Annotated in this window: 19 protein-coding genes; 5 read left to right on the top strand and 14 right to left on the bottom strand. The window is 68.7% G+C overall.

All coding sequences use genetic code 11. The features are described from left to right. Positions 1-4 precede the first annotated feature (4 nt). Both DB31_RS02730 and DB31_RS02725 read left to right on the top strand, forming a co-directional pair. On the top strand, positions 5-913 hold the full coding sequence (locus DB31_RS02730; RefSeq protein ID WP_044181492.1) for an SUKH-4 family immunity protein: 909 nt from the start codon (positions 5-7) through the stop codon (positions 911-913). Positions 914-1,065: 152 nt separating this feature from the next. Next, the gene (locus DB31_RS02725) at positions 1,066-1,452 is read left to right on the top strand and encodes a protease inhibitor I9 family protein (protein ID WP_044181489.1); all 387 of its coding nucleotides are present in this window, start codon (positions 1,066-1,068) and stop codon (positions 1,450-1,452) included. A 60-nt stretch (positions 1,453-1,512) separates the two neighbouring features. Here the strand turns inward: DB31_RS02725 and DB31_RS02720 are convergent, their stop codons facing one another. The 5 genes from DB31_RS02720 to DB31_RS02700 all read right to left on the bottom strand — a co-directional run bounded on the left by DB31_RS02720 (position 1,513) and on the right by DB31_RS02700 (position 7,442). Continuing rightward, the gene (locus DB31_RS02720; RefSeq protein ID WP_044181486.1) at positions 1,513-1,878 is read right to left on the bottom strand and encodes a hypothetical protein; all 366 of its coding nucleotides are present in this window, start codon (positions 1,876-1,878) and stop codon (positions 1,513-1,515) included. Between the two features lie 89 nt (positions 1,879-1,967). Further along, positions 1,968-3,815, bottom strand: coding sequence for a MutS-related protein (locus DB31_RS02715; RefSeq protein WP_044181483.1), 1,848 nt, complete (start codon positions 3,813-3,815; stop codon positions 1,968-1,970). 166 nt (positions 3,816-3,981) lie between these two features. Beyond that, entirely contained in the window at positions 3,982-4,728 is a 747-nt protein-coding gene (gene mrpC, locus DB31_RS02710) for a Crp/Fnr family transcriptional regulator MrpC (protein ID WP_044181480.1), read from the bottom strand. Positions 4,729-5,014: 286 nt separating this feature from the next. Continuing rightward, on the bottom strand, positions 5,015-6,457 hold the full coding sequence (locus tag DB31_RS02705) for a sigma-54-dependent transcriptional regulator (RefSeq protein ID WP_044181477.1): 1,443 nt from the start codon (positions 6,455-6,457) through the stop codon (positions 5,015-5,017). Positions 6,458-6,467: 10 nt separating this feature from the next. Further along, entirely contained in the window at positions 6,468-7,442 is a 975-nt protein-coding gene (locus DB31_RS02700) for a sensor histidine kinase (protein ID WP_083967975.1), read from the bottom strand. 43 nt (positions 7,443-7,485) lie between these two features. Between DB31_RS02700 and DB31_RS02695 the strand changes: the two genes are divergently transcribed. Both DB31_RS02695 and DB31_RS02690 read left to right on the top strand, forming a co-directional pair. Then, positions 7,486-10,377, top strand: a complete 2,892-nt coding sequence (locus tag DB31_RS02695; protein WP_044181472.1) for a spermine/spermidine synthase domain-containing protein — start codon at positions 7,486-7,488, stop codon at positions 10,375-10,377. A gap of 153 nt (positions 10,378-10,530) precedes the next feature. Further along, positions 10,531-10,785, top strand: a complete 255-nt coding sequence (locus DB31_RS02690; protein ID WP_044181470.1) for a hypothetical protein — start codon at positions 10,531-10,533, stop codon at positions 10,783-10,785. Positions 10,786-10,912: 127 nt separating this feature from the next. On the opposite strand, the gene DB31_RS02685 is transcribed toward DB31_RS02690, so the two are convergent. The 9 genes from DB31_RS02685 to DB31_RS02650 form a co-directional block, all read right to left on the bottom strand. After that, the gene (locus tag DB31_RS02685; RefSeq protein WP_044181466.1) at positions 10,913-11,695 is read right to left on the bottom strand and encodes an SDR family NAD(P)-dependent oxidoreductase; all 783 of its coding nucleotides are present in this window, start codon (positions 11,693-11,695) and stop codon (positions 10,913-10,915) included. 68 nt (positions 11,696-11,763) lie between these two features. Beyond that, the gene (locus DB31_RS02680; RefSeq protein ID WP_044181463.1) at positions 11,764-12,840 is read right to left on the bottom strand and encodes a 3-deoxy-7-phosphoheptulonate synthase; all 1,077 of its coding nucleotides are present in this window, start codon (positions 12,838-12,840) and stop codon (positions 11,764-11,766) included. Positions 12,841-12,901: 61 nt separating this feature from the next. After that, the gene (locus tag DB31_RS46255) at positions 12,902-13,216 is read right to left on the bottom strand and encodes a type II toxin-antitoxin system RelE/ParE family toxin (protein ID WP_075305825.1); all 315 of its coding nucleotides are present in this window, start codon (positions 13,214-13,216) and stop codon (positions 12,902-12,904) included. Beyond that, positions 13,213-13,503, bottom strand: coding sequence for a type II toxin-antitoxin system Phd/YefM family antitoxin (locus DB31_RS02675; RefSeq protein ID WP_044181460.1), 291 nt, complete (start codon positions 13,501-13,503; stop codon positions 13,213-13,215). Before DB31_RS02675 ends, DB31_RS46255 begins: the two co-directional genes overlap by 4 nt. Before the next feature lie 106 nt (positions 13,504-13,609). Then, on the bottom strand, positions 13,610-15,862 hold the full coding sequence (locus DB31_RS02670) for a YfhO family protein (protein ID WP_044181457.1): 2,253 nt from the start codon (positions 15,860-15,862) through the stop codon (positions 13,610-13,612). Next, positions 15,859-17,346 carry a hypothetical protein gene (locus DB31_RS02665; RefSeq protein ID WP_044181453.1) on the bottom strand — a complete coding sequence of 496 codons (1,488 nt, stop codon included), beginning with the start codon at positions 17,344-17,346 and terminating at the stop codon, positions 15,859-15,861. Before DB31_RS02665 ends, DB31_RS02670 begins: the two co-directional genes overlap by 4 nt. A gap of 6 nt (positions 17,347-17,352) precedes the next feature. Next, positions 17,353-18,603 carry a hypothetical protein gene (locus tag DB31_RS02660; protein WP_063769180.1) on the bottom strand — a complete coding sequence of 417 codons (1,251 nt, stop codon included), beginning with the start codon at positions 18,601-18,603 and terminating at the stop codon, positions 17,353-17,355. Between the two features lie 34 nt (positions 18,604-18,637). Next, positions 18,638-19,870 carry a hypothetical protein gene (locus DB31_RS02655; protein ID WP_157231758.1) on the bottom strand — a complete coding sequence of 411 codons (1,233 nt, stop codon included), beginning with the start codon at positions 19,868-19,870 and terminating at the stop codon, positions 18,638-18,640. Positions 19,871-19,877: 7 nt separating this feature from the next. Continuing rightward, positions 19,878-21,272, bottom strand: a complete 1,395-nt coding sequence (locus tag DB31_RS02650; protein ID WP_044181446.1) for an MBOAT family O-acyltransferase — start codon at positions 21,270-21,272, stop codon at positions 19,878-19,880. A gap of 88 nt (positions 21,273-21,360) precedes the next feature. On the opposite strand from DB31_RS02650, the gene DB31_RS02645 reads away from it, so the two are divergent. Next, positions 21,361-22,689 (top strand): amidohydrolase family protein, encoded by a 1,329-nt coding sequence (locus DB31_RS02645; RefSeq protein ID WP_044181443.1) that lies wholly within the window; start codon positions 21,361-21,363, stop codon positions 22,687-22,689.

Raw genomic sequence — 22,689 nt, 5'->3', positions numbered from 1 at the left:
CGGCATGCCCAAGCCCTCTGACCTCATGTCAGTGGCGTTCACGCCTTCGCCCGCGCTGGCCCAGCTTGTCGGGCCAGGACCGGTTCAGCCTCCAGCGGCCATGAAGGCCGTTCTTCGGCATGTGGCGGAGCATCAGCTCTGGCTCATCCCAGGACAGTCCTTCCGCGCTGACGCCACGCTGCGCAAAGCGCTGGGCTGCCAGTCTCATGTCCACTTGATGGAACTGCCTCGGCTCCTGGATGCCCAGCTGAAGCTCATCCCTGGGGAGAAGGAAGCCCTGCGGAAGAAGCGCAAGGCGGAGGTGGCTGCAGCGCCTGCCGCCGCGCGCTGGGCGCAAGGAACGGAGGCCGAGGATCCGTGCTTGGCCTTTGGAGAGGAGGCTCTCGAGGGGCTCCAGCTCGATGAGCGGAACCGCTCCTTTCTCTTGAGTGTGGGCCTTCCGGAGTGCGGCGTTCCATTCATCGACTTCGATGCCGGACGTGAGGGAGAGCCATTCGAAGTGCTCTCCGAGGGCCTGCGAGTCCTGGGCACCTACGGGGACGGCGAGGAAGAGGACCTGTGTGTCTGCCTCGACGAGAGCACAGGTGGCCGGGTCGTCCTGCGCGATCCGGAGAAGGAGGCGGTGCCCGTCTTGATGAACTCGGGAGTGCCTGAGCTCCTCGAGTGCATGATCATCTATCGCGACCTGTTGCGCGAACGCACTGAGGAGGAGGAGGACGAGCCCATCCTTCCCAAGAGACTGCGGACCCGGGCCGCCAAGGCTCTCAAGGCCCAGGACCCCCAGGCCTTCCGTCCGGGCTCCTTCTGGTACCGCGCGGTTCACGGAACGGACGGCCCTGTTCGCCAGCGCAAGAGCGCCTCCAAGCGCGCACCCGCACGGAAGAAGAAGACGGCTGCCCGCTCGCGGCGCTGAGGCACTTTTCCGAGGCGAGCCCCTCGGTCCCTCAAGAATCTGAGGGGGCAGGCCTCCCAAAGCCCGGGTGATCGCTCGGTGCTCCCTCGGGGCCGGCCCGGCCCGGGCCTTGCTTCCTGTGGGCGCAACCCTGGTTGCACGGGAGAGAACGCATGCTGCGCCTGACGCGAATCGGATTGGCCCTGGTCTCCTGCCTGGCCCTGACGGCCTGCGGAAGCGGCCTCGTCCCAGGCAACAACCCGGAGACGGATGCGCGGATGGTTCTGTTCGCTGCTTCTTGCGAGTCCCCCGCGCCGCTGCACCTCGCTCCGAGCGACAAGGTTCCTGACTCCTACATCATCGTGTTCGATGAGTCGCTGGAGGGCACTTTCGACCGGGTCTCCGAGCTTGAGCAGAAGTACGGCTTCACTGCGGACACCAAGTGGCAGGCGGCCCTGAAGGGCTTCGCCGCCACGCTCACCCCCGAACTCGTGGGCGCCCTCCGCTGCGAGGCCGACGTGGACTACATCGACGAGAACAGCTACGTCCAGGCCGACTGAAGCCCGCCGCGCAGGGATGAGGCACGAGGCGGTGTGCCTCGTGCCCCGAGCATCTCTCCATCAAGGATTGCTGGAGACGGAGTCATCGCTGCCAGAGGCGCCGCCTGACCTGGAGAGGCAGACCACCCGAGCCGGGTAGGACTCCAGGATGGCGCACTCGCCTTGGGCGCACTCGAGCCGAGCGCAGAGGGTCTGCTCGTTCACGCACAGCGCCTTTGCCGGGGCGCCATCGAGCTCCACGGTGATGCAGGACAGCCCGGAGGTGCACTGCGGCAGATCGACGCCGCAGGACTGCGCTCCCTGGAAAGACTCACCGGACTTCAGACGTACTTTGGACTCGGTGAGGTCCTGATCGTCTCCGCTGTTGCCACAGGCCCCCAGGACAGAGGCTGCGGCGAGCATGACTGCCACGAGAACACGCTTCATGAAATGACTCCTCGTTGTGGAATGGCTCCGGCCAGCGCGGCTCGGCTCACTGCAAGCGACTGGCCACACCTTCCAGCACACGAAGAGCCTCAGGACGTCCGCTGCGTCGCGGGCTCCTCCGCCTCCGTGACGGGGACCCCGGCCATGCGCAGCACCCGGAGCGCGTTGGTCGTGTCCACCACGCCCAGGCGCAGCTTGTAGTCGAACACCATCTTCTCGTTCTCCAGATGGTCGCGGAAGTGGACGTTCACCACGTGCGCGCCCGGCTCGTCCGCCAGCGCGGCGAGGGACAGATCGTGCGTCGTCACCGCCCCGCATGCCCCCGTGCCCAGCAGCAGCCGCAGCACCTCGCGCGAGGCGATCTGGCGCTCGCGTGTGTTGGTGCCCAGGAGGATTTCATCCAGCAGGAACAGGCACTGGCCCTTGGCCGCCTGGGCCGCATCCAGCACCGCCTTGATGCGCTGCACCTCCGCGTAGAAGTAGGACACGCCGCGCTCCAACGAGTCCTTCACGCGCATGCTCGTGAGCACCTGCAGCGGTGACAGGGTGAACTCCCTCGCGTGGACAGGCGCTCCCGCCAGCGCCAGCACCACGTTGGCTCCCACTGCTCTCATCAGCGTCGTCTTCCCGGACATGTTGGAGCCGGTGATGAGCAGCGCGTGTCGAGGCCCCGGCAGGCTCACGTCATTGGGCACCGGGTCGTCCAGCAGCGGGTGGCTCAGCTCCTTCGCCTCCACGCGAGGCCCTTCGGACACGAGCGTGGGCCAGACGAACGTGGGGCGGTCATGCGCGAAGCCCGCAAGGCACGAGAGCGCCTCCAGCTCCGCCAGCGCCTCGAACCACCCGCGCACCTCCTTGCCGTGCCGCGCCCGCCACGCCTCCAGCGCGAACAGGGCGTGGATGTCCCAGAGCGTCAGCAGGTGCACCACCGGGTGGAACTGGTGCCGCTTGAACTCGACGAAGGAATAGAGCCGGCTGAACCGGTGGAAGTGCGTGGAGACGGAGGGCTCTCCCGCGCGCTGCAGCCCGGACTGGAGCTGCTTCAGCAGCGGGTGGCTCAGCTCCTGGCGCTCGATGCGCTCGAACAGCGGCGCGTAGCGCACGAAGCCGTGCTCCCCGGCCGACATGCGCTCCTCCATCTCTCGGAGTGCACGGCGGGTGGCCACCGCCACGCCCAGCTGCGCGAAGAGGCCCACCCACCACAGCCAGCGCGGCACCACCTCGAGCTGCCCCAGCACGTAGAGCGCCAGGGTGATGGGCGGCAGGAGGAGCGCCACCTTCCGGGACCAGCGGATGGCATCGAGCGAAGGGCCTGCCTCGGCCCATTGAATGAACTGGTGGGGATCCGCCTTCTCCTTGGACACCACCCGCGCCTCGACGCACAGGTCCTGCCGGAAGTCCATGAGCGGAGCCAGCTCGCGAGCCGCTCCCTGCCTCGCTCCCACCTCTTCGGCCCGTGCGGGGGCGGACAGCCAGGACGCGAGCCGCTCCTCTCCGGACCGGGTCGCCGTTTCGTTCAACAGCTGGAACAGGCTGGCCTGGCCGAACACATCCAGGTCCGGCGTATAGAGGTGGGCCGGGGAGAGGAAGCGCTCTCCTCGCTCCGTGAACTCGCGCCACGCACCGCTGAGCCGGTCCAGCCCTCGCTCATTCAACGTGACGTACAACCGCTCCCGGGCCTCGCGGCGGAACACGTAGTGGTGCAGCACGGCCAGCACTCCATAGGCCGCCACCGCTCCCGCCACCGCCCACCAGTATGGCTTCGCCAGCTTCCCAAACAGGATCAGCCCCGAGATTCCCGCCGCCGCCAGGAACGTGAGCCCCCGCAGGTTCGCGTAGCGCGCGCTGACCTGATCCAGCTCCGCCAGCTTCGCCTGGGCGGCGGTGCGGCGCTCGGTGTAGGTGCGGTGCGGAGTCGTCTCGGCGGAGGAGCTCATGGTTCCCAGGGTGAGAGGGCAGGGGCGGGGAGGATAGCGGCGCCCGGGCCTTCGTGGGGGGAATCGTCTGCACCGCTCTGCTCGCCACCCCGCAAAGCACAACGGGCCCGACCGCTTCCCGCGGCCGAGCCCGTTCGTGTTCGCTCTGGCTTCAGGTGGGCAGGGTCTACTTCTCCTTGCCCGCGATCTTCCGCAGCGCCTTCTGGTCGCGCACGCAGAGGATGCGGCCCACGTTGCCCAGCACGCCGTCCCGCTTCATCTCGTTGATGAGCGTGGACACGAACGAGCGCGAGGCGCCCACCAGGTCCGCCAGATCCTGCTGCGTAATGCCGCGCAGGTCCGTCTCACCGCCGTGCGGGCAGCGCTCGCCGTGCGCCTCGACCAGCGTGAGCAGGGTGTCCGCCAGCCGGGCCGGCACCTCCTTGAACGTCAGGCCCAGCACGCGCTTGCGCAGGGCGCGCACGCGCTCGGCGTAGGCGCGAACCACGTCCAGCGCCGGGGCCGGGCGGGCCTCGAGCTGAGCGCGGAAGTCACGGCCCTCGATGGACCACACCTCGGCCTCGCCGGAGGCAATCGCCATCTCCTCGATGGAGGTACCCTCGGGGCGGAACACCTCGCCGAAGATCTCGCCAGGGCGCAGGATGCTCACCACCGAGCGGGTGCCGTTCTTGCCCACGCGCATCAGGCGCACGCGGCCCGACTTCAGCAGGTACACGCGGTCCGTCGTGTCGCCGTAGCGGTAGATGACCGAGTTGTGCGGGAAGGACTCAACCTTGAAGTAGCCCTTGAAGTCGATCGCCTCCTGGCCGGGGACGATCTTGTTCGCCGTCACCATCATTCCGGAGCTGGTGGTCTGCAGCGGGGCGACGACGTTGGAACCGATGGGGCCGAGAGGGCGGTTGAAGCCGTGCATTGAGTGACTCCTGCGAACGAGTGGGAAGGGTTGGGGAAATCCCCGGGAGCGAACGCAGGAACCTCTTCCAAGGACTGTGCCAGGGCCGTTTGCAATGCTGCCGGGGTAACAAACCGAGCAATGCCGGGTACTTAGCGACAGGCTGTCGAATTTTCGGCCTCGCTGTGTCCGAAATTTGAAACAGAACGTTCAAACAGTCTGATCAACGTGAACGAAACGTTCAATTCGGCGGGCGCTTTGTCCGAGGTGCGACAGTGTCCGGAAGGGGACGGGGTTCAACGAGACGCTAACCCTGTCCACCGATCGACGAAGGGACCGACGGGGCTAGCCCGTATTTCTGGAGTTTGCGCTCCAGCGTGGGCCGGCTGATGCCGAGGATCTGACAGACCTTGCCTTTATGCCCCTTGGTGACGGCCATGGCGCGCTGGATGAGCATGCGCTCGGCCTCCTCCAGGGTAGGGATCTGACTGGCATCATCCACAGGCGGCGCGGCGAGCAGCGGCACCGGGGTAGGGGTGTGGGTGGCGCGGCCTGGCTCGGGGGAGCTGGGCTCCAGGGCGGGCAAGTCATCGCCGAGCAGCACCTCGCCCGGGGCGAGCACCACGGCGCGGGTGAGCACGTTCTCCAGCTCACGCACGTTGCCACGCCAGGGCAGGCGGGTGAGGTGCGCGAGAACCTCCGGGGGCACGCGCGTCACCCGCTTGTGCACCTTCTCGTTGATGCGCTCCAGCAGGTGGTGGACGAGCAGGGGGATGTCCTCGCGGCGCTCGCGCAGCGGGGGGATGTGCAGGGTGATGACCTTGAGGCGCTGGTAGAGGTCCTCGCGGAAGCGGCCCGCGGCCACCTCCTCGGCCAGGTGGCGGTGGGTGGCGGCGATGACGCGGGCGCGCAGCTTGAGCTTCTTCACCCCGCCCACGCGCTCGAACTCGCGCTCTTGCAGCACGCGCAGCAGCTTGGACTGGAGCATCAGCGACATGTCGCCGATCTCGTCCAGGAAGACGGTGCCGTCCTCGGCAACCTCGAACTTGCCCTGTTTGGTGACGTTGGCCCCGGTGAAGGCGCCCTTCTCGTGGCCGAACAGCTCGCTCTCCAAGAGCGTGTCCACGATGGCCGAGCAGTTGATGCCGATGAAGGGCTTCTGCTCGTCGTACGAGTAGTTGTGGATGACACGGGCGAACAGCTCCTTGCCCGTGCCGCTCTCGCCGTTGATGAGCACGGTGGCGTGGCTGCTCGTCACCTTGCCGATCTCTTTCACCAGCTGCTGCATGAGCGGGCTGGTGCCGACGATGTCACCCAGGCGCGCGGCGGCGCTCTCCACGCTCACCGAGGCGGCCCGGCGCGACAGCTGCCGGTACTCCAGTGCCCGGTCCACCACCAAGTCCAAGGCGGCCGGCTCGGGGAAGGGCTTGTGGATGTAGTCGAACGCCCCGGCCTTCATGGCCCGGATCGTCGTCTCCATGTCGTGGTGCGCGGTGACGAGGATGATGCGGGCGTCGCCGCAGAGCGTCTTGAGCTCCTCGATGATCTCCAGGCCGCTGCGGTCCGGCAGCATCATGTCCAGGATGACCACGCTGGGCATGGACTCCTGGGCGGCCTTGAGGCCCGCGGCGGCGTTGGTGGCCGTCACCACGTGGTAGCGCGGCGCGCCATCCTGGAGGATCTCCTCGAAGTGCATCTGGAGGCTCTCCAGGAGCCCCACGTCGTCATCGATGATGAGAAGGGTCTCCATGCGGCTCGCTTCACACGGCGAAGGTGAGTGTGAACACCATGCCGGGCTCGGCTGTTCCCTCGGCCGAGATATCGCCTCCCTGGTTCAGCATGACACGCCGCAACGCCGCGAGGGAGAGCCCCGCCCCCCTGGCCAGCCGGGAGCCGAAGGGCTCGAAGAGGGTGCCTCGCTCCTCCGGGGGGAGGGCGGCGGTGGGGTCCTTGAGCACCAGCTGGGGCCGGCTGGAGGGCCCCGGGCGCAGTAGGACTTCCACGTGGGAGTTCTCGGGCAGGCCCATGGCGATGTTGAGCAGCAGCTGGGCCAGCACGGGCCTCAGCCGGGCAAGGTCCACCAAGACCCGGGGCAGCTCGGGTGCCTCGTCCACGCGCAGCTCGATGTGGCGCTCGGCCAGCTCGGGGGCCACCATGGTCTGCGCCTCCTGGAGGACGTTGCGCAGGGGCTGCTGATCCAGGTGGGGCACGCTGTCCCGGCCGTACTCGGAGAGCAGCCAGAGCATCCGCTCCATGGTGCGGATCTCCCGGTTGGCGATGGTCAGCCGGCGCTTGTCCCGGTCGTTGAGGTCCGTCTTCCGCTGAAGCGTCTGCACGGCCATCTTCACGGAGCTCAGGGGGTTGCGAATCTCATGGCTCAGCGAGGAGGAGAGCCGGGAGATCTGCACCGGCGGAGCGCCGTCGAGCAGGCCGTCGAGGTCCTGGATGGCGGCCGTGGCCTCGCCCGCCTCCAGGCCGAGCACCAGTCGCAGGGGAATGGGCTCTTCGGTGCCGACACGGGCGGAGATGAACTCCACGGCGCGGCGGTCCTCCCGGGCTCGGGCGTCCAGTTCGCGAGCCCGCTCCGGGGTGGTGCCGAGCGCCACGTGCAAGGGGGCATCCGTGAGCTCCTTGGGGGAGCGGCGGAGCACGGTGGAGCAGTCGCCTTCAGCACGGGTCACCCGCAGGCTCGGGGACCAGACAAGCTGGACGGCTTGGAGGAGCTGGGCGTTCATTGGTTGGCCGTGAACATACAGAGTAAGGTTCCGCGCTGTCCCCATGCACGGTGCCACGGGTTTCCCGAAGAATCTGGTTTCAAGCTTCCTCTTCCTGTCCGGGGCCACGGCCCTCGTCTACGAGCTCGTCTGGTCGAAGTACCTGGCCAACGTCCTCGGGAATAGCGGACAAGCCCACGCCGTGGTGCTGGCCACCTTCATGGGCGGGCTGGCGCTGGGGGCATATGTCTTCGGGCGAACAGCCGACCGGGTGAAGAGCCCCCTGGCCATGTACGGCCTGCTGGAGCTGGGGGTGGGTCTCTATGCGCTCCTGTTCCCCTCGGTGCTGGAGGTGCTCAGCGCGGCCTATCTCGCCGTGGCGGTGAAGGTGCCGGATGGGGTGCGCGTGGTGCCCAAGCTGGGCCTGGCCGCGCTGTCCCTGGTGGTGCCCACCATGTTGATGGGGGGCACGCTGCCTGCCCTGGTGCGTCACTTCTCCGCCACCCTGGCCCATGTCCGGCGCGAGCTGGCCCGCCTGTACGCCATCAACAGCCTGGGGGCCGCCCTGGGCGTGTTCCTGGCCGGCGTGAGTCTGGTGCCGGCGCTGGGCCTGTCGCTGTCCGCGAAGCTGGCTGCCAGCCTCAACATCCTCCTGGCGCTCGGGGCCATTGCGCTGGCTCGGAAGCACCCGCCCGCGCTGGGCTCGCAGGCTCCAGCCGAAGGTGCGGCGGCCGAGAGCGGGGATGAGCTGTCCTACCCCCACGCGGCGGTTCGAGCGGCCCTGCTGGGCGTGGCGCTGTCCGGCTTTACGTCCATGCTCTATCAGGTGACGTGGATCCGCCTGCTGTCCCTGGTCCTGGGCGCCTCCACCTACGCGTTCACCCTCATCCTCACGGCGTTCATCCTCGGCATCGGCCTGGGCAGCTTCTGGCTGATGACGCGCAAGGGCAGGGGAGATCTGCTGCGGCTGTTCGCGTGGCTCCAGGTGGCGCTGGTGGCCAGCGTGTGCGTGGCGTTGCCGCTCTATGTCCGGCTGCCGTACCTGTTCCGCAAGGCGCAGTTCTTGATGAACCGGTCGCTGGACTCCTGGTCGTACTACCAGCTGCTCACGTTCGCGTTCTGCTGCCTCGTGCTCATCATCCCCACCTTCTTCATGGGCGCGGCCTTCCCCGCTGCGGCGCGTGTGGCCACCGCCAAGGTGGCCGAGGTGGGCCGGCAGCTCGGGGGTGTCTACCTGTGGAACACGCTAGGCACCATCACCGGCGCCGCCCTGGGCGGGCTCGTGCTGATGCCGTGGTGGGGCATGGAGGGCAACTTCATCGCTGGGCTCGTGGGCAACCTCATTGCCGCGGGCGTGGCCTTCGCCGCTGTGCCTGGACGCCCCGCCCAACCCGTCAAGGCCTTCTGGCCGCTGGGGCTCGGAGCCGCCTGTGGCGTGCTGTTCCTGCTGCCGATGAGCGGCTGGGCCGTCACCCTGTCCGGCATCGCCTCGTTCCGCGTGCTGGAGACGCCGCCCGCCAGCTACGCCGCCGCCGTCAACACCTTCGAGCAGAACTCCCAGTCCCTCTTCTACCAGGACGACACCTTCGCCACCGTGCTCGTGGGCGAGCTGAAGAACGGACACCGCTACCTCAAGCTCAACGGCAAGGTGGACGCCTCCACCGGCCTGGACATGGAGACGCAGATCATCGCTGGCCACCTGGGCATGCTGCTGCACCCGCGCCCCCCGGAGAACGTGCTCCTGGTCGGCGCGGGCTCGGGCGTCACCGCCGGCTCGGTGCTCGCGCACCCCGTCAAGCACCTGGACATGGTGGAGATCTCCCCCGCCGTGGTGGAGGCCGCCCGCCTCTTCAAGGCCGTGAACCGCAACGGCGTGGATGATCCGCGCACGCACGTTCACATCGACGACGCGAAGACGTTCATGGCGCTGGCCCCTCGCAAGTACGAGCTCATCATCAGCGAGCCGTCCAACCCCTGGGTGGCGGGCGTCTCCGGCCTCTTCTCGCAGGACTTCTTCCGCATCGCCGACCAGCACCTCACCGAGGACGGCATCTTCGTCCAGTGGATCCACACCTACGAGAGCAGCGAAGAGATCATCAAGCTGGTCATGCGCACCCTGCGCGACACGTTCCCGTACGCCACCACGTGGCTGGGGCCCACGGACCTCATCCTCGTGGCCAGCCGCAAGCCGCTGGAGTTCGACGCTCAGAAGGTCGCCGAGCGCCTCGCCATCCCCGAGGTGCGCGAGGACCTGGGCCGCACCGACATCCATGACGTCTTCGGCCTGCTGGCCAAGCAGGTCCACAGCGACGAGGGCCAGCGCGAGTTCGCCGGTATCGGCCCCATCAATACGGACGACCGCAACCTGCTCGAGTACGCCGCGCCGGTGGCCTTCTTCCTCCAGAACCAGGAGACGCGCGTCCACGACGAGCGCCGGGGCCCCGATGGAGGCTCCCGGCTGTGGATCCACCGCTACCTCCAGGAGCACCCGCCCACCGCGAAGCAGGCCGCGGACCTGTACCGCAACCTGGACCACAACCACGCCATCAATGATCCGCTGATCCGCGGGGCTGCCGCGCTCTGGCACTCGCTGGACCCGGACAGCCTGGAGGCCCGCGTGGCCCTGGCCCACACCACCTTGGCCCAGAAGGACGTGACGCTGGCCGAGTCCGTGCTCGCGCCCGCTCTGGAGCGCGGCAAGGATGATCCGCGCTTCATCTCCGCCTGGCTGCGCGTGGTGGCGGCCAAGGCCTGGGCCTCGCGCACCGCCTGGACCCCCGTCACCGGGCTCTCCGAGGCCGTGGACCTGGGCCAGCGGATGGTGTCTGCTCACCCCGAGGACGCCGAGCTCGCCAAGTCCCTCAAGACGCTCTGCGATGCCATTCCACAGGCCTGTAGCACTGCTCGAGGATCCGCTCCGGGTGCACCTTTATCGGGTGCTCCGGGGTCTCCGTGAGGGTCCTGGGAGGCTCATTTCTCATGAATTTCAGGTATTTCCACCCATCCTCCCGATGACGGATGGTATGGGTTGCCTGATCCATCTACTGTCCGCTTGCCCTCGTTGCTGATGGGTGCCGTCTCCCACCGCCAATACCCCCAGGAGTCTCTCATGAAGGCGATGCCGAAGAAGAATCTGCGCAAGGCCCGTGGTCAAGGCATGACCGAGTACATCATCATCGTTGCCCTCATCGCGATCGCCGCCATCGGCGTGATCACCCTGTTCGGCGACAACATCCGCAAGCTGTTCGGCGCTTCTGCCGCGGCCCTCGCCGGTAACTCCAGCGTGGCCAACGACGGCGCGAGCTCCAACGCCGCCCTGAACAAGAAGACGATGAAGAGCTTCGCCGAGAACAACGCCTACTAGTTCTCGCTGGCCGGTGGGAGCCCCGCATTGGCGGGGCACCTTCCTGGCTCGAAAAGGCGGCGCGGGTCCGAGAGGGCTCGCGGCCGCCTTTCTGCTTTTCTGGGGCCGGAGTTCCCTTCCCGCCGCGCTACGCCGAGCGGTTGAGGCTGGCCGTGATGGAGCGCACCATCGCACGCGGAGCGAAGCGCCCGCCGAACGAGGTGATCCAGTTGAGCGCGCCGTGGATGGCGAGCACCCGGCCCTTCATCATGGAGGTATAGGCGTCCGCGGCCACGTCCGGAGCCTGGGCGACGCCGGGCCGCTGGAAGAGGCGGCTCTTCTCGGTGCCGGCTCGCAAGGCGAACTCCGTGTGCGTGGCGCCGGGGCAGTGGCACGTCACGGTGACGCCGGAGCCCTTGAGCTCGTACGCGAGCGCCTCGGAGAACGAGATGACGAACGCCTTCGTCGCGAAGTAGGTGGCCATGTACGGCCCCGACTGGAAGCCCGCGGTGGAGGCGATGTTGAGGATGCGGCCGCTGCCGCGCTCCTTCATGGGCTTGGCGAACAGCCACGTCAGCTTGAGCAGCGCGGTGCAGTTCACCTCCACCATCTCCTCTTCGCGCGCCAGGTTCTGCTCGAGGAAGGGGCCCGAGGAGCCGAAGCCCGCGTTGTTCACGAGGAACTCCACCTCCAACTGGCGGGAGCGCACCTCGTCGAAGATGCGCTGGGGCTCCTCGGGGCGGGTGAGGTCGGCCGCGAGCACGTGGGCCTTCACCTTGTGCTCCTGCTCCAGCTTGGAGGCCAGCGCCTCCAGCTTCGAGGCGGTGCGTGCGACCAGGATGACGTCGTGCCCATCGCGGGCGAAGAGCTGAGCGAACTGCTCTCCCAGGCCTGCGGATGCGCCGGTGATCAGGGCGACTTTACGTGACATGAGGGACTCCTCCTTTGGCCGCTATATCACCGGTCCGCTCGGATGGAGCCGCCCGTCGGGGCCCGGCGCTACGCCGCCTTGCCGCGGGCCTTGATCACGTCGCGCAGCACGTTGTGGGTGCTGCGCAGCATCTCCTCGGTGGTGGCCCAGTCCACGCAAGCATCCGTCACCGAGCAGCCGTAGCGCAGCTTCGACAGGTCCGAGGGGATGGGCTGGTTGCCCGCCTCGAGGAAGCTCTCGATCATGACGCCGAGGATGGAGCGGTTGCCCTCGCGGATCTGGTGCATCACGTCGCGCATGACGAGCGGCTGCAGCTCCGGCTTCTTCCAGGAGTTGGCGTGGGAGCAGTCGACCACGATGTTGACCGGCAGCTTCGCCTTGGAGAGCGCCTGCTCGGCGAGTGAGACCGAGACCGTGTCGTAGTTGGGCCGCCCCGCACCGCCGCGCAGCACCAGGTGGCCGTAGCTGTTGCCCCGGGTGCGAATGATTGCCGACGCGCCGCTCTCGCTCAGCCCCAGGAAGCTGTGCGGTCGGGAGGCGGAGAGCACTCCGTTGACGGCGGCCTCCAGCGAGCCGTCCGTTCCATTCTTGAAGCCCACCGGCGTGGAGAGCCCGGAGGCGATCTCGCGGTGCGTCTGGGACTCGGCGGTGCGTGCGCCGATGGCGGTCCAGGAGATGAGGTCGCCGTAGTACTGCGGAGCGATGGGATCGAGCGCCTCGGTGGCGGCGGGCAGGCCCACCTCTGCCACGTCCAGCAAGAAGCGGCGGCCACGCTCCATGCCCTCCTCGATGTGGAAGGAGTCATCCATCCGTGGGTCGTTGATGAAGCCCTTCCAGCCCGTGGAGGTGCGCGGCTTCTCGAAGTACACGCGCATGACCACCTGGATGGTCTCCTTCACCTCCTCGGCGAGCCCCTTCAGCCGGCGCGCGTAGTCGATTCCCGCCACCGGATCATGAATGGAGCAAGGGCCGACGATGACGAACAGGCGCGGGTCCTTGCGATCGAGGATGTCCATCAGCGCTCGGCGGCCAGCGAGCACGGTCTCGGCCGCCCGGGGAGTCATTGGCACTCGCGCCTTGATCTCGGTGGGCGAGGGCATGTGGTCGAAGCCAACGACATTCAGGTTCTCGGTGCGAGCGGTCATGGTGCGAGCTCTATTGTGCAGCAGGTGCCCCCCGTTGCTCCATGGGGTGCACAGTGCTTGCTCAGTCTTCTCCCAGCGGGAGATCTCCCGGGAACAGACGGTGGCTCTCGAATACCGTGAGCACCACGATCCCGTCGGTTTGGATGCGGTAGACGATGCGGTAGTTTCGCAACAACACCTCTCGAAGGTCCTCGCGCCCCACTTCAGGAACACGCCTACCGGCTTTGGGCGTGCTTGCTACCCGCCGCGCCTGCTCGCGCAGCTTCTCGACCCATGCTTGGGCAGCGGCCGGATTGTCTGCACCGATGAAGCGGGCTATTCCGAGAAGATCATCTTTCGCCCGGCGCGACCAGAAGACACGGCGGGCGGCGCTCACGCCTTGGGCTTCCCCAACTGCTCGTCCAGAATGGCACCGAGTTCTTCATCCGAGAGAACCCGGCCTGCCTCGGCATCCGCGAGCCCCTCGTGAACGGCTTCAAGGAACCGGGCTCGGGACGCCAACTGGTCGAACTCTTCGGGAGCCAGCAGCACTGCGGCCGGCTTGCCACCCTGGGTGATGACGACGGGCCGTCGATGCTCCCTCAGCTTGCGGACGACCTCGGATGCCCGGGTTTTGAACTCGGCGATCGGCAGGATGTCCTCTGAGACCTGAAGGGGCTTCATGGGCGCTCCGATGGTCAATATTCTGGTCTAAAGATAGCCCTGTTCATGGACCAATGCACGGGGGTTCGCGGCTCTCATGTAAGGAAGTGCCGGACATTGCTCTGACTCACGAGCCGGTACGGCGGCGGGCCAGGAAGAGAGCGGCCATCAGCCCGCTCAGGGAGAGCAGGGAGAGGGCAACTCCTGCCCGGAAGCTCAGCGGTGCGTACTCGAAGCGCACCTTGTGGGTGCCGGCGGGGAGGCGCACGGCTCTCAGGGCGTAGTTGGCGCGGTGCAGGGGTACTGAGGCCCCATCGAGCGTCGCTCGCCAGCCGGGGTAGTGGCTGTCGCTGACCACGAGGTAGCTCTCGTCGCACGCCACCACTTCCAGTTCCAGCCGCTGTGCTCCCGAGTCCACGATCCGCGTCTGGCCTCCACACTCGGGCCGGTCCAAGGGCTCTCCTGTGGCCAGGAAGACAGTGTGGCGGAAAGGCTCCGCGGAATCGGTCACCGCCTTGAGCGCCTCCTCGTCCGGTACCACTTGGGCCTTCTGGACAAGGAAGGCCCGGGGCAGGGCTGTCTTCGAGCGCGAGAGCGTGGTGCCGTCCTCCAGCGTCTGGAGCAGTTCCAGGTCCTCATAAGGAGGCGGCCCCTGGCGCACGTACCAGGTGACTCCGGTCAGGTCGTACACGCTGCGCTCGCCCGCCAGGTGGAACACATCGCTCCGGGCGAGCTCGGGCGCTCCATAGCCCTCTAGCGCGGGCAGCCGCTCCTCGACGAAGCGGTTTGGGATGAGCCGATCCCGGCTCTGCTCGATGGTGCGGGACACAGCAGCGGGCACTTTGGTCGGATCCGCAGGTCCCTCGATGTCCGCGCTGATGCGGCCTTCGAGCAAGTCGGGCAGCTTCTGACGAATGAGCGAGGTGCGCGCCAGCGGCTCGTAGGGCGAGTACTTCGGCACCGTGAGCAGGTGATGCGCCGCCACCAGCTCCAGCACCGCCAGCGCCGCCAGGGCATGCCTCACGCGGCTCGGGCGTGCGTAGGAGTCCCGCAGGACGAACAGGAACGCCGTGGCCAACCCCAGGAAGAGCAGCGGCCAGGTGACGCCGGCCTCGGCGGACTCGCGCATCGGCAGCCGCTTGACGATGGGCCCGGCCACGCCGATGGCCACGCCCATTCCGATGAACGCCAGTACCGCTCGAAGCAGTGACGGCCTCACGTGCCGGGACAGCCGCCCCATGGCCTCCAGGCCGAAGCCGGACAGCAGCGAGATGCAGAACGCAGCACCCACGAAGTACTTCGCCGGGTAGCGGAACAGCGAGAATGGCGGCAGGTGCAACACCATGGCCGCCGGAGGGAAGTGGCGGCCCAGGCTCAGCAGCGCGAACAGGACGGCGCCTACCGCGAAGGGCCGCGCCCTCCGAGGCCCCGCGATCGCTCCCACCACCGCGAGCGCGACCGCCACCGAGCCCAGGAACTGGTTGAGGATGAACCACTGGTCCTCGCCCCAGTAGGGGCCTCGGGGCCAATCCGCCAGCGGCCACACCATGGCCAGCAGCTGCGGCCAGGACACGGACCACGCCAGCCGCTGCTCCGCGAAGCTGGCCGCGTTCGTGCGCAGCGAGTTCGCCGCGAACTCGGCCGCCGGGAGCAGCACCAGCGCGGACAGCCCGGCCGCCATCGCCATGCCGCCCGCCACCCGCGCCACTGCCTTCCACAGAGGCGCCTGGGCGACACCTTGCGGAGCTTTCACCCCGCGCCCTCGCGTCCCCCATACCGCCAGGAGCGACACGATGCCCTGCCACAGCGTCGTCTCCGGTGAGCCCGCCAGCAGGGACAAGGTCGCGAACACGGCGAGCCGGGCGATAGGCCCCGGTCCTGGCTTCACTGCGGTGGTCCGGGCTGCGGAGAGGATGAAGCCGCTCCAAGCCGCCGCGTTGACGACGTTCTGCTGGATGCCCAGGTCCGTCATCATCGGCGACACGCCGAACACGGCCCCCGCGACGAGAGAGGCCCCCCAAGACAGCCGAAGCTGGCGCGCCAGGAGGAACACGCCCACCGCTGCCACCGCCGCGTGGAACACCTGCATCGCCGTCATCGAGGCGATGGACCCCGTGAGCAACACCGCCGCCCAGCGCGGCGGGTAGAACACCTGCGAGTAGAGCGTCGCCGCGAACGGCTGCCCCAGGCGCATGTACGGGTTCCACAGGGGCAGCTCGCCCGCGTGCAGGGACTCGAGCAGGAAGGCCGAGTCCGGGAAGAAGATGCGGAACACGTCCCGCCCCGCCAGCAGGTGGCCGGTGAACACCGAGCGGTAGATCAGCGCCAGGATGGCCAGAAACCCGCAGACGGTGATCGCATTGCGCGTGGAGCGTTTCATCGTGAGCTCGAAGACGCGGACGAGCGGTTGCGGACCCAGAGCACGTAGTTGCCCTCGCGGGCCTCCTCACGCCAGCCGCCGCGCACCTGGAGCTGATCGAGGAGGATGTTACCCGGGTTCTCCAAGTCCCACAGGAGGTAGTCCGGGTCGTACTGGGCGAGCGACTCCTCCCACCCCGGCTCGCCCCAGACCAGATGCGTGTAGGCGTCGTGGATGGGTTGGGGGAAGGGATCGTTTCGGCTGTCGATGAAGACCTTGTAGTCCGGCCCCGCGAAGTAGGAGACGGCCCCGCCGATGATGAAGCGGTTGAGCACCTTGCCTGGTGGCAGCTTGCGCAGCGCCTCGAAGCAGGCCATCGGGAAGCGCGAGCGCATCACGCCTTGCTCCACTGGCACCGGTCTCTGCCAGCTCACCCCCGCCAGCAGGAGCAGCGCCAGCGCGGGCCAGATGGCTCCCTGGGCGCTGGCGCTCCAGCGTGCGAAGCGCTCATCGAGTGCCCGGACCGGACGACGGAGGAACTCCGGCCACGCGTAGGTGCGCCCCGACAGCGAGTGCTCCAGCAGTGCCAGCGCTACGAGCACCGAGGCAAACGGCGCATGCCGCTGCACCTTCAGCGCCGCGATGCCCAGCCCCACCGCGGGCAGCAGGATGGCCACGCGCCGCACCGGCGCCTGTCCCACGCAGAAGATCGCGATGCCCAGCAGCAGCAGGTACGCCCAGCTCCAGCCCATCGCGAGATCCAGCGGCACCCACTCGTTGATGTTCTGCGTGGACTTCAGCACCGAGTGGTGGAGGGGGTAGAGCCAGATGCTCGGGCCGCTCGGAGACACGGCGGCCACGAGGAACATGACGATGCTCGCGGCGATGGCGCGGTAGGCCCGGGGGCGCTGCTCGGGCACATCCAGCGCGTGGCCCACCGCCGTGGTCCCCAGGAACACCGGGCCCAGCAGCCAGCTCCCGTGCAGGTTGGCCCACGCCACGCCCATCAGCGGCGCGAACCACAGGACGCGGTCGTTCCTCGCACGCCACGCCAGCGCTCCGAGCACCGTGAGGGCGAACAGCAGGTGGCCCACATGGAAGGGCCGCTCCTGGCTCCAGGTGTACGCCTGGACGATGAGCACGAGGCTGAGCGCACCCAACGCCAGCAGGCCCCTCCGAGGCGCTGCCCGGCCGAACGCGGCCCACAGCACCATCAGGTTGGCTGCCACCAGGGACGCCGTGAGCAGCGCCGGGCCCGCCGCTCCCAGCACCTTCGTCAGCAGCACCGCCAGCACGCCGAAGCCCCACTCATGCGGCACCCAGCCCGAGGTTCCCGTGACGCTGAACGGATCCACCCGGTTGAAGCCGTGCTCCAGCACGTAGCGCCCACCCGCCAGGTGGAAGAACAAGTCGTAGTGCTTGAGCGGTGACACCCCGAGCTTCACGCCGAAATACAGGGCGAGCAGTGCGGCCGGTCCGGGGAGCAGCAGGGCCCGTCGGTTCACAGAGGGCTACCCCACGCTCGCCATGGGCGGCATCGAGGCGCTCGGAGCGGCGGAGGCCATGGGGGCTGCTGCCGGGGCCGAGGCGGGCGCGAAGCCGAGCCTGCGCAGCATCACCTTGCGGATGCTCGGGATGCGGAACCGGTAGATGAACGCGTCCGCGAAGTAGTGCGCCAGCACCACCCCGAGGCTCAGCGACGTGAGCACCCGCAGCACCAGGTGCGAGCTGCTCCCGATCGGATCGCCCGAGCCCAGGGTGCCTCGGCCCGCCCCATCCAGGATGAGCCCGTGGATGACGCCCAGCGAGAGCAGCGGCAGCATCGAGAGGATCATCAGCGGCCAGATCCACGCGCGCCCCAGGCGGGCCGGCGGATCGCCCTCGCGCGGCTCCATCATCCGCGCGGTGATCATGTAGTACTCGAGCCCGTGCATGGCCGGCAGCATCACGTTGCCCCACATGGGCGACACGAGCGTCAGCCCCGTCGCCGTGGCCACCGCGAGCAGGTAGAGCACCTTGGGCCCCGTGGCATTTCCCGCGCGCAGCACCGTGCGGAACAGCAGCGCGAAGAAGCCGAGCCACACCGCCAGGAACACCGCGAGCATGCCGTGGGGCAGCAGTGCTCCCTGGCCCACGTCCAGGTAGGGCGTGGCCCCCGGCTCGGCCGAGTCCGGGATGAAGAAGAGCCGCACCAGGATGAGGCTCAGCATCAGCGGCACGTACGTCTGCTGGAGCGTGCGCTCCCGAGGGTTGCCCGGCCCCAGCCCGGCCTGATGCGAGCGCAGCGTGTGCAGCGCCCAGAAGCCCTTGTGCTGCGACAGCGTGTGGTGCAGCCCGAACACGTTGAACAGCACGCCCACCACGTAGATGTGCGCGTCCTTGTTCGCGTAGTACGTGAAGATGAACCCCGCGCCCACCGCCAGCATGCCCAGCGTCCCCGCCAGGATGGTGCGCGGCTGCTTCGCCTCGGCGGTGAGCACGTCCCGGTGCACCGCGAAGAGCAGGTAGGTGAGCACCACGTGGGTGCCGTTGCCGAGGATGTTTTGCGCCGTCCAGACCGCGAGCCGGTTCACCTCGTCCCCCGCCCGGAGCCCCACCAGCGCGCTCACCACCGCCGAGCCCACCGTCAGCAGGAGGGGCAGCGCCAGGAACGCCGCGTCCGCCCGGGGCGAGAAGAGCCACAGCCCCCGGAAGGGCAGGCTCCCGCGCGGGGCGGTAGCAGGGGAGGGCCCAGAGGCCAGGGCAGGGGTCGACGCGGTCATCACTCCCAGTATACCCGCCCTCGGGGGCGGGAGATCAGGGGGCTGCGTCCTTGGCCACGCCCCGGCCCCACTGCTCGGCCACTGCCTCGGCCAGCCGACGCGAGAACTTGGGCCGCCCACTCGACTCGTTGAGGTGGGTCACGTCGATGAAGTCCTCGGCGGTGAACTCGGGGCTCTCGGCCAGGTCCAGCACCTTCGCGCCCGTCTCCTTCTCGATGAGCGCCAGCACGGCAGCCAGGCGGGCACGGCCCCCGGGGGTGGGCTGGTTCCACGCCGGGTTCCGAGGCGCCAGCACCACCCGCGTCTCCCGCGACACCGAGGCCAGGGCTCGCACGGCCTCGATGAAGTACCGCACCTGTTCCTCATCGAAGCGCAGCTCCAGGATGTCGCTCGTCTCGATGCGCCACTCCAGGTCTGGTTTCAGCGCCTCCGGGGTGCTGCGCAGCCGGGCCCAGGCGAGGTAGTCCTCGCGCGTCCCGTCGAAGATCCAGCGCACCTCGCCCCGGTGCACGGGATCCCACTCGGGGAGCTGGCGGTGCTCGGCGGCCATCCGCCCCTCGTGGATGCGGGTCACCCAGTCCCTGCGCTCCAACAGGACCGCATCGAGCGACTCGGGCACGGGCCACCAGTCCGGCTGCTGTCTGTCGAGGAACTGGTCCTCCAGGAGCGACTTCATCACCTTGGGCGAGCTCCCTCCCAGCAGCCGCAGCGCGGCCAGGTGCGAGGCCTCCTCGGGCGAGCGCCGCGCGATCCGGGCCAGTGCGAGCGGATCCGCCAGCAGGGCTTTCTTGATGGCCGACAGCTCCCGGAAGTTCACGGCCCGGCCGCGCGCCAGCGTGGCTTGGAACGGGGTGAACTCGACCAGGGCGAGCAGGGCCTTGTGGCCGGTGGGCTCGAAGGTGCTCGCCACCCTGCGCGCGAGCAGGGACTGGGTCTCGGGATCCACGCCCGGGAAACCCACGTTGTACGCGGTGACGGGCGCGCCCACGTGTTGCTCGAAGGTCTCCGGAGAGAAGCCGTGCTGGATGATCGAGGAGCCGAAGACGATCACCGCATCGTCACGCTGAGCAATCCCCGGCAGCGCGTCCAGGAAGTTCACGAGCCGCTCGGTGCCTTCACTGAACTGGTGGAGTCTCTCCGGAGGCGAACCCCGCTCCACGAGGGCCGCGAGCCCGCGCGCCAGCCCCAGCGCAGCCAGCAGCAACACGAGCCCCACCCCGAGGGTCCGGGCGGCGATCCGTTCGCTGGAGGGGGAGGGGGAAGTCACGGGCGGCTCAGAACTGGAAGTAGATGAAGCTGTGGCCCTGCGTCCCGATGACCATGGCCACGGCGAAACACGCGGTCACCACGGGCCACAGGATGGGGCGCTGGCGCAGCTCTGTCTTCTCCGCGAGCGCCGAGGCCGCATGGCACAGCACGAGCCCCGCCACCACGAAGAGCAGGGTAAGCACGGCGGGCCAGGTGAAGCTGGAGGCCAGGGTGGGCATGTGCATGCCCTGCAGCACCCGGAGCGCTTCAGGCAGGCTCTCCGCGCGGAACAGCACCCAGCCGAGCACCACGAGGTACAGCGTCCCCAGCCGCTTCGCCCAGAGCACCGCCGCCGAGGGCGTCTGCTTCAGCCCGGGGAAGCGATCCACCAGCTGGTGCGCCACCACGAGCAGCAGCCCGTGGTACAGGCCCCAGAGGACAAAGGTCCAGTTGGCCCCGTGCCACAGCCCGCCCAGCAGCATGGTCAGCATCAGGTTGCGGTAGCGGTGCCCTCGGTTTCCTCCGAGCGGGATGTAGAGGTAGTCCCTCAGCCACGTGGACAGTGACAGGTGCCAGCGGCGCCAGAAGTCGATGGGCGAGGTGGCCAGGTACGGCAGATCGAAGTTGGGCGGCAGCACGAAGCCCAGCAGCAGCGCCACGCCGATGGCGATGTCCGTGTACCCGGAGAAGTCCCCGTAGATCTGCCCGGTGAACGCCAGCGCCCCTGTCCAGGCCTCCAGCGCGCTCGTGGCGCCCGACCCGTGGAAGAGCGCATCCGCGGGCCCCGCGAGCAGATCCGCCACCGTCTTCTTCAGCAGTCCCACCGCGATGAGGAGGTACCCGCGCCGCACCTGCTCCCAGCGAGGCGCCTGCATCTGCTCGAACTGCGGCAGCAGCACGGAGGCGCGGATGATGGGGCCCGCCACGAGGTGCGGGAAGAACGACACCGCCGCCAGGAACTCCTCGGGGCGCTCGCGTGCGGGCAGCTCCCGGCGGTAGACGTCGATGGTGTAGCTCATGCTCTGGAACGTATAGAAGGAGATGCCCGCCGGGAGCAGGAGCGAGAACGTGGGCTCCGGCAGCGCCACCCCCAGCGCCCCGAGCAGCCCGTGTGCCGAGTCCGCGAAGAAGCGCGCGTACTTGAAGAAGCCCAGCACTCCCAGGTTCGCGACGATGCTCGTGGCCAGCAGCACGCGGCGCTTCCGCTCGTCCTGGGAGCGCGACAGGCGCAGGGCGATCCAGAAGTCCAGCAGCGCGGTGCCCAGCAGCAGCGGCACGCAGCGCAGGTCCCACGCGCCGTAGAAGAGCAGGCTGCCCACCACCACGAGCCACAGCTTCGCCACGCGCGTCCTCGCGGCGAAGTGAAACGCCACGAAGAAGACAGCGAAGAACAGCCAGAACAGGGCGGTGTTGAAGAGCATGCGGACGGGCGCGGCCGGGAGCCGGCGCCATCATCGCCCGCGCAACGGCGGGGACGCTACCTTCCGGGCATGCTAAGAGAGGGCGCGCATGGAAGGCCGCCTGCTGCTCAAAAACTGCGCCGTCTTCCGGGCGGACGGCCGAGTCCGCACCGGCATGGCCCTGGTGGTGCAGGACGGTCTCATCCGCCGCGTCGCCCCGGACTCGGAGATCCCCGTCCTCCCGGGCGACTGGGAGGTGGCCTGCAAGGGCCGCGTCGTGGTCCCTGGCTTGGTGGACTGCCATGCGCACCTCGTTGGGGGCCAGCTCCTCCCCCCCACGGGTAACTTCCTCCTGCGCACCCCGGCGGCCCGCCTGGAGCGACGCAAGGAAGTGGCCTCGCAGCTCACGGTCGGGGAGATCGAGGCGCTGACCCGCTTCGCCCTTGCTCAGTCCCTGCGGAGTGGCATCTCCCTGGTGGTCGAGCACCTGGAGGCCCCGCTGACGGTCGCCCGGGCGCTCGAGGTGCAGGCGCGGGTGGCCCAGCAGCTCGGCATTCGCCTCGTCACGGGCCATTCCACCCACAGCCTTGCCGGGGACAGCGCCGCCGAGTCCTGTCTCGAGGCCAACGCGGAGTTCGCCCAGCGCTACCGCACCCACCCGCTGGTGCGCGGCGCCCTGGGCTTCCAGAGCTCCCACACCTGCGAGGACACCCTGCTGCGCCGGGTGAGCGCCCTGGGCTCGGAGCTGGAGGTCCCCATCCTCTTCCACCTCGCGGAGGGGGAAGACGATCTCGCCGTCACCTACGCCCGGCACGGCAAGCGCGTCGTGCCCCGGCTGGCGGACCTGGGGCTCCTGGGGCCTCGGAGCATCGGGGCGCGGGCCCGGAGCATCGACACGGGCGAGGCCGAGCGGCTCGTGGCCACGGGCACTTTCGTGGCGCTCAGCCCCCGTGCCCACCTCACCTCCGAGCGAGCCGGTGAGTCGCTGGAGGCCGTCCTCGCCCGGCACCACCTTGTCGGTCTGGGCACCAGCGGCCATGGCACCCTCTGGGACGAGGTGCTCGCCGCCTTCATGGGCTTGATGCGCATCTCCCGCGTCGGCCGCCTGCCGGATCCGGATGGCGCCTTGGCCCAGTTGCTGGTGAACGGCCCGGCGGAGCTGTGCACCCGCATCTACAGCGCGCCCTCGGGCACGGTGGTGGAGGGCTGCATCGCTGATCTCGCCGTCTACGACTACGTGCCCACGGCGGACCCGGAGACCGGCTACTCGCCGCACCTGCTCGGCCAGCTCGCGCGCTCTCGGGTGGCCTGGACCCTCGTCAACGGCCGCGTCGCCATGCGCGAGGGCCAGCTGCTGGGCATGGACTTCACGGAGCTGGCCTCCGACGCCAGCGCCGCGCTCACCAGCATCTGGACCCGCGCCCGCCTCTCGGGATGA

This window comes from Hyalangium minutum (assembly GCF_000737315.1).
Taxonomy (GTDB): Bacteria; Myxococcota; Myxococcia; order Myxococcales; family Myxococcaceae; genus Hyalangium; species Hyalangium minutum.
Note: the sequence above shows the minus strand (reverse complement) of the source record. Positions and strands in the feature narration are given on the sequence as shown.

Bases quoted from the DNA above. Each gene is read 5' to 3' on its own strand.
- DB31_RS02690 (WP_044181470.1), top strand. From the start codon at position 10,531: ATGAAGGCGATGCCGAAGAAGAATCTGCGCAAGGCCCGTGGTCAAGGC.
- DB31_RS02720 (WP_044181486.1), bottom strand. From the start codon at position 1,878: ATGAAGCGTGTTCTCGTGGCAGTCATGCTCGCCGCAGCCTCTGTCCTG.
- DB31_RS02645 (WP_044181443.1), top strand. From the start codon at position 21,361: ATGGAAGGCCGCCTGCTGCTCAAAAACTGCGCCGTCTTCCGGGCGGAC.
- DB31_RS02675 (WP_044181460.1), bottom strand. From the start codon at position 13,503: ATGAAGCCCCTTCAGGTCTCAGAGGACATCCTGCCGATCGCCGAGTTC.
- DB31_RS02685 (WP_044181466.1), bottom strand. From the start codon at position 11,695: ATGTCACGTAAAGTCGCCCTGATCACCGGCGCATCCGCAGGCCTGGGA.
- DB31_RS02670 (WP_044181457.1), bottom strand. From the start codon at position 15,862: ATGAAACGCTCCACGCGCAATGCGATCACCGTCTGCGGGTTTCTGGCC.
- DB31_RS02660 (WP_063769180.1), bottom strand. From the start codon at position 18,603: ATGACCGCGTCGACCCCTGCCCTGGCCTCTGGGCCCTCCCCTGCTACC.
- DB31_RS02715 (WP_044181483.1), bottom strand. From the start codon at position 3,815: ATGAGCTCCTCCGCCGAGACGACTCCGCACCGCACCTACACCGAGCGC.
- DB31_RS02725 (WP_044181489.1), top strand. From the start codon at position 1,066: ATGCTGCGCCTGACGCGAATCGGATTGGCCCTGGTCTCCTGCCTGGCC.
- DB31_RS02695 (WP_044181472.1), top strand. From the start codon at position 7,486: ATGCACGGTGCCACGGGTTTCCCGAAGAATCTGGTTTCAAGCTTCCTC.
- DB31_RS02705 (WP_044181477.1), bottom strand. From the start codon at position 6,457: ATGGAGACCCTTCTCATCATCGATGACGACGTGGGGCTCCTGGAGAGC.
- DB31_RS02650 (WP_044181446.1), bottom strand. From the start codon at position 21,272: ATGCTCTTCAACACCGCCCTGTTCTGGCTGTTCTTCGCTGTCTTCTTC.
- DB31_RS02700 (WP_083967975.1), bottom strand. From the start codon at position 7,442: ATGAACGCCCAGCTCCTCCAAGCCGTCCAGCTTGTCTGGTCCCCGAGC.
- DB31_RS02680 (WP_044181463.1), bottom strand. From the start codon at position 12,840: ATGACCGCTCGCACCGAGAACCTGAATGTCGTTGGCTTCGACCACATG.
- mrpC (WP_044181480.1), bottom strand. From the start codon at position 4,728: ATGCACGGCTTCAACCGCCCTCTCGGCCCCATCGGTTCCAACGTCGTC.
- DB31_RS02730 (WP_044181492.1), top strand. From the start codon at position 5: ATGCCCAAGCCCTCTGACCTCATGTCAGTGGCGTTCACGCCTTCGCCC.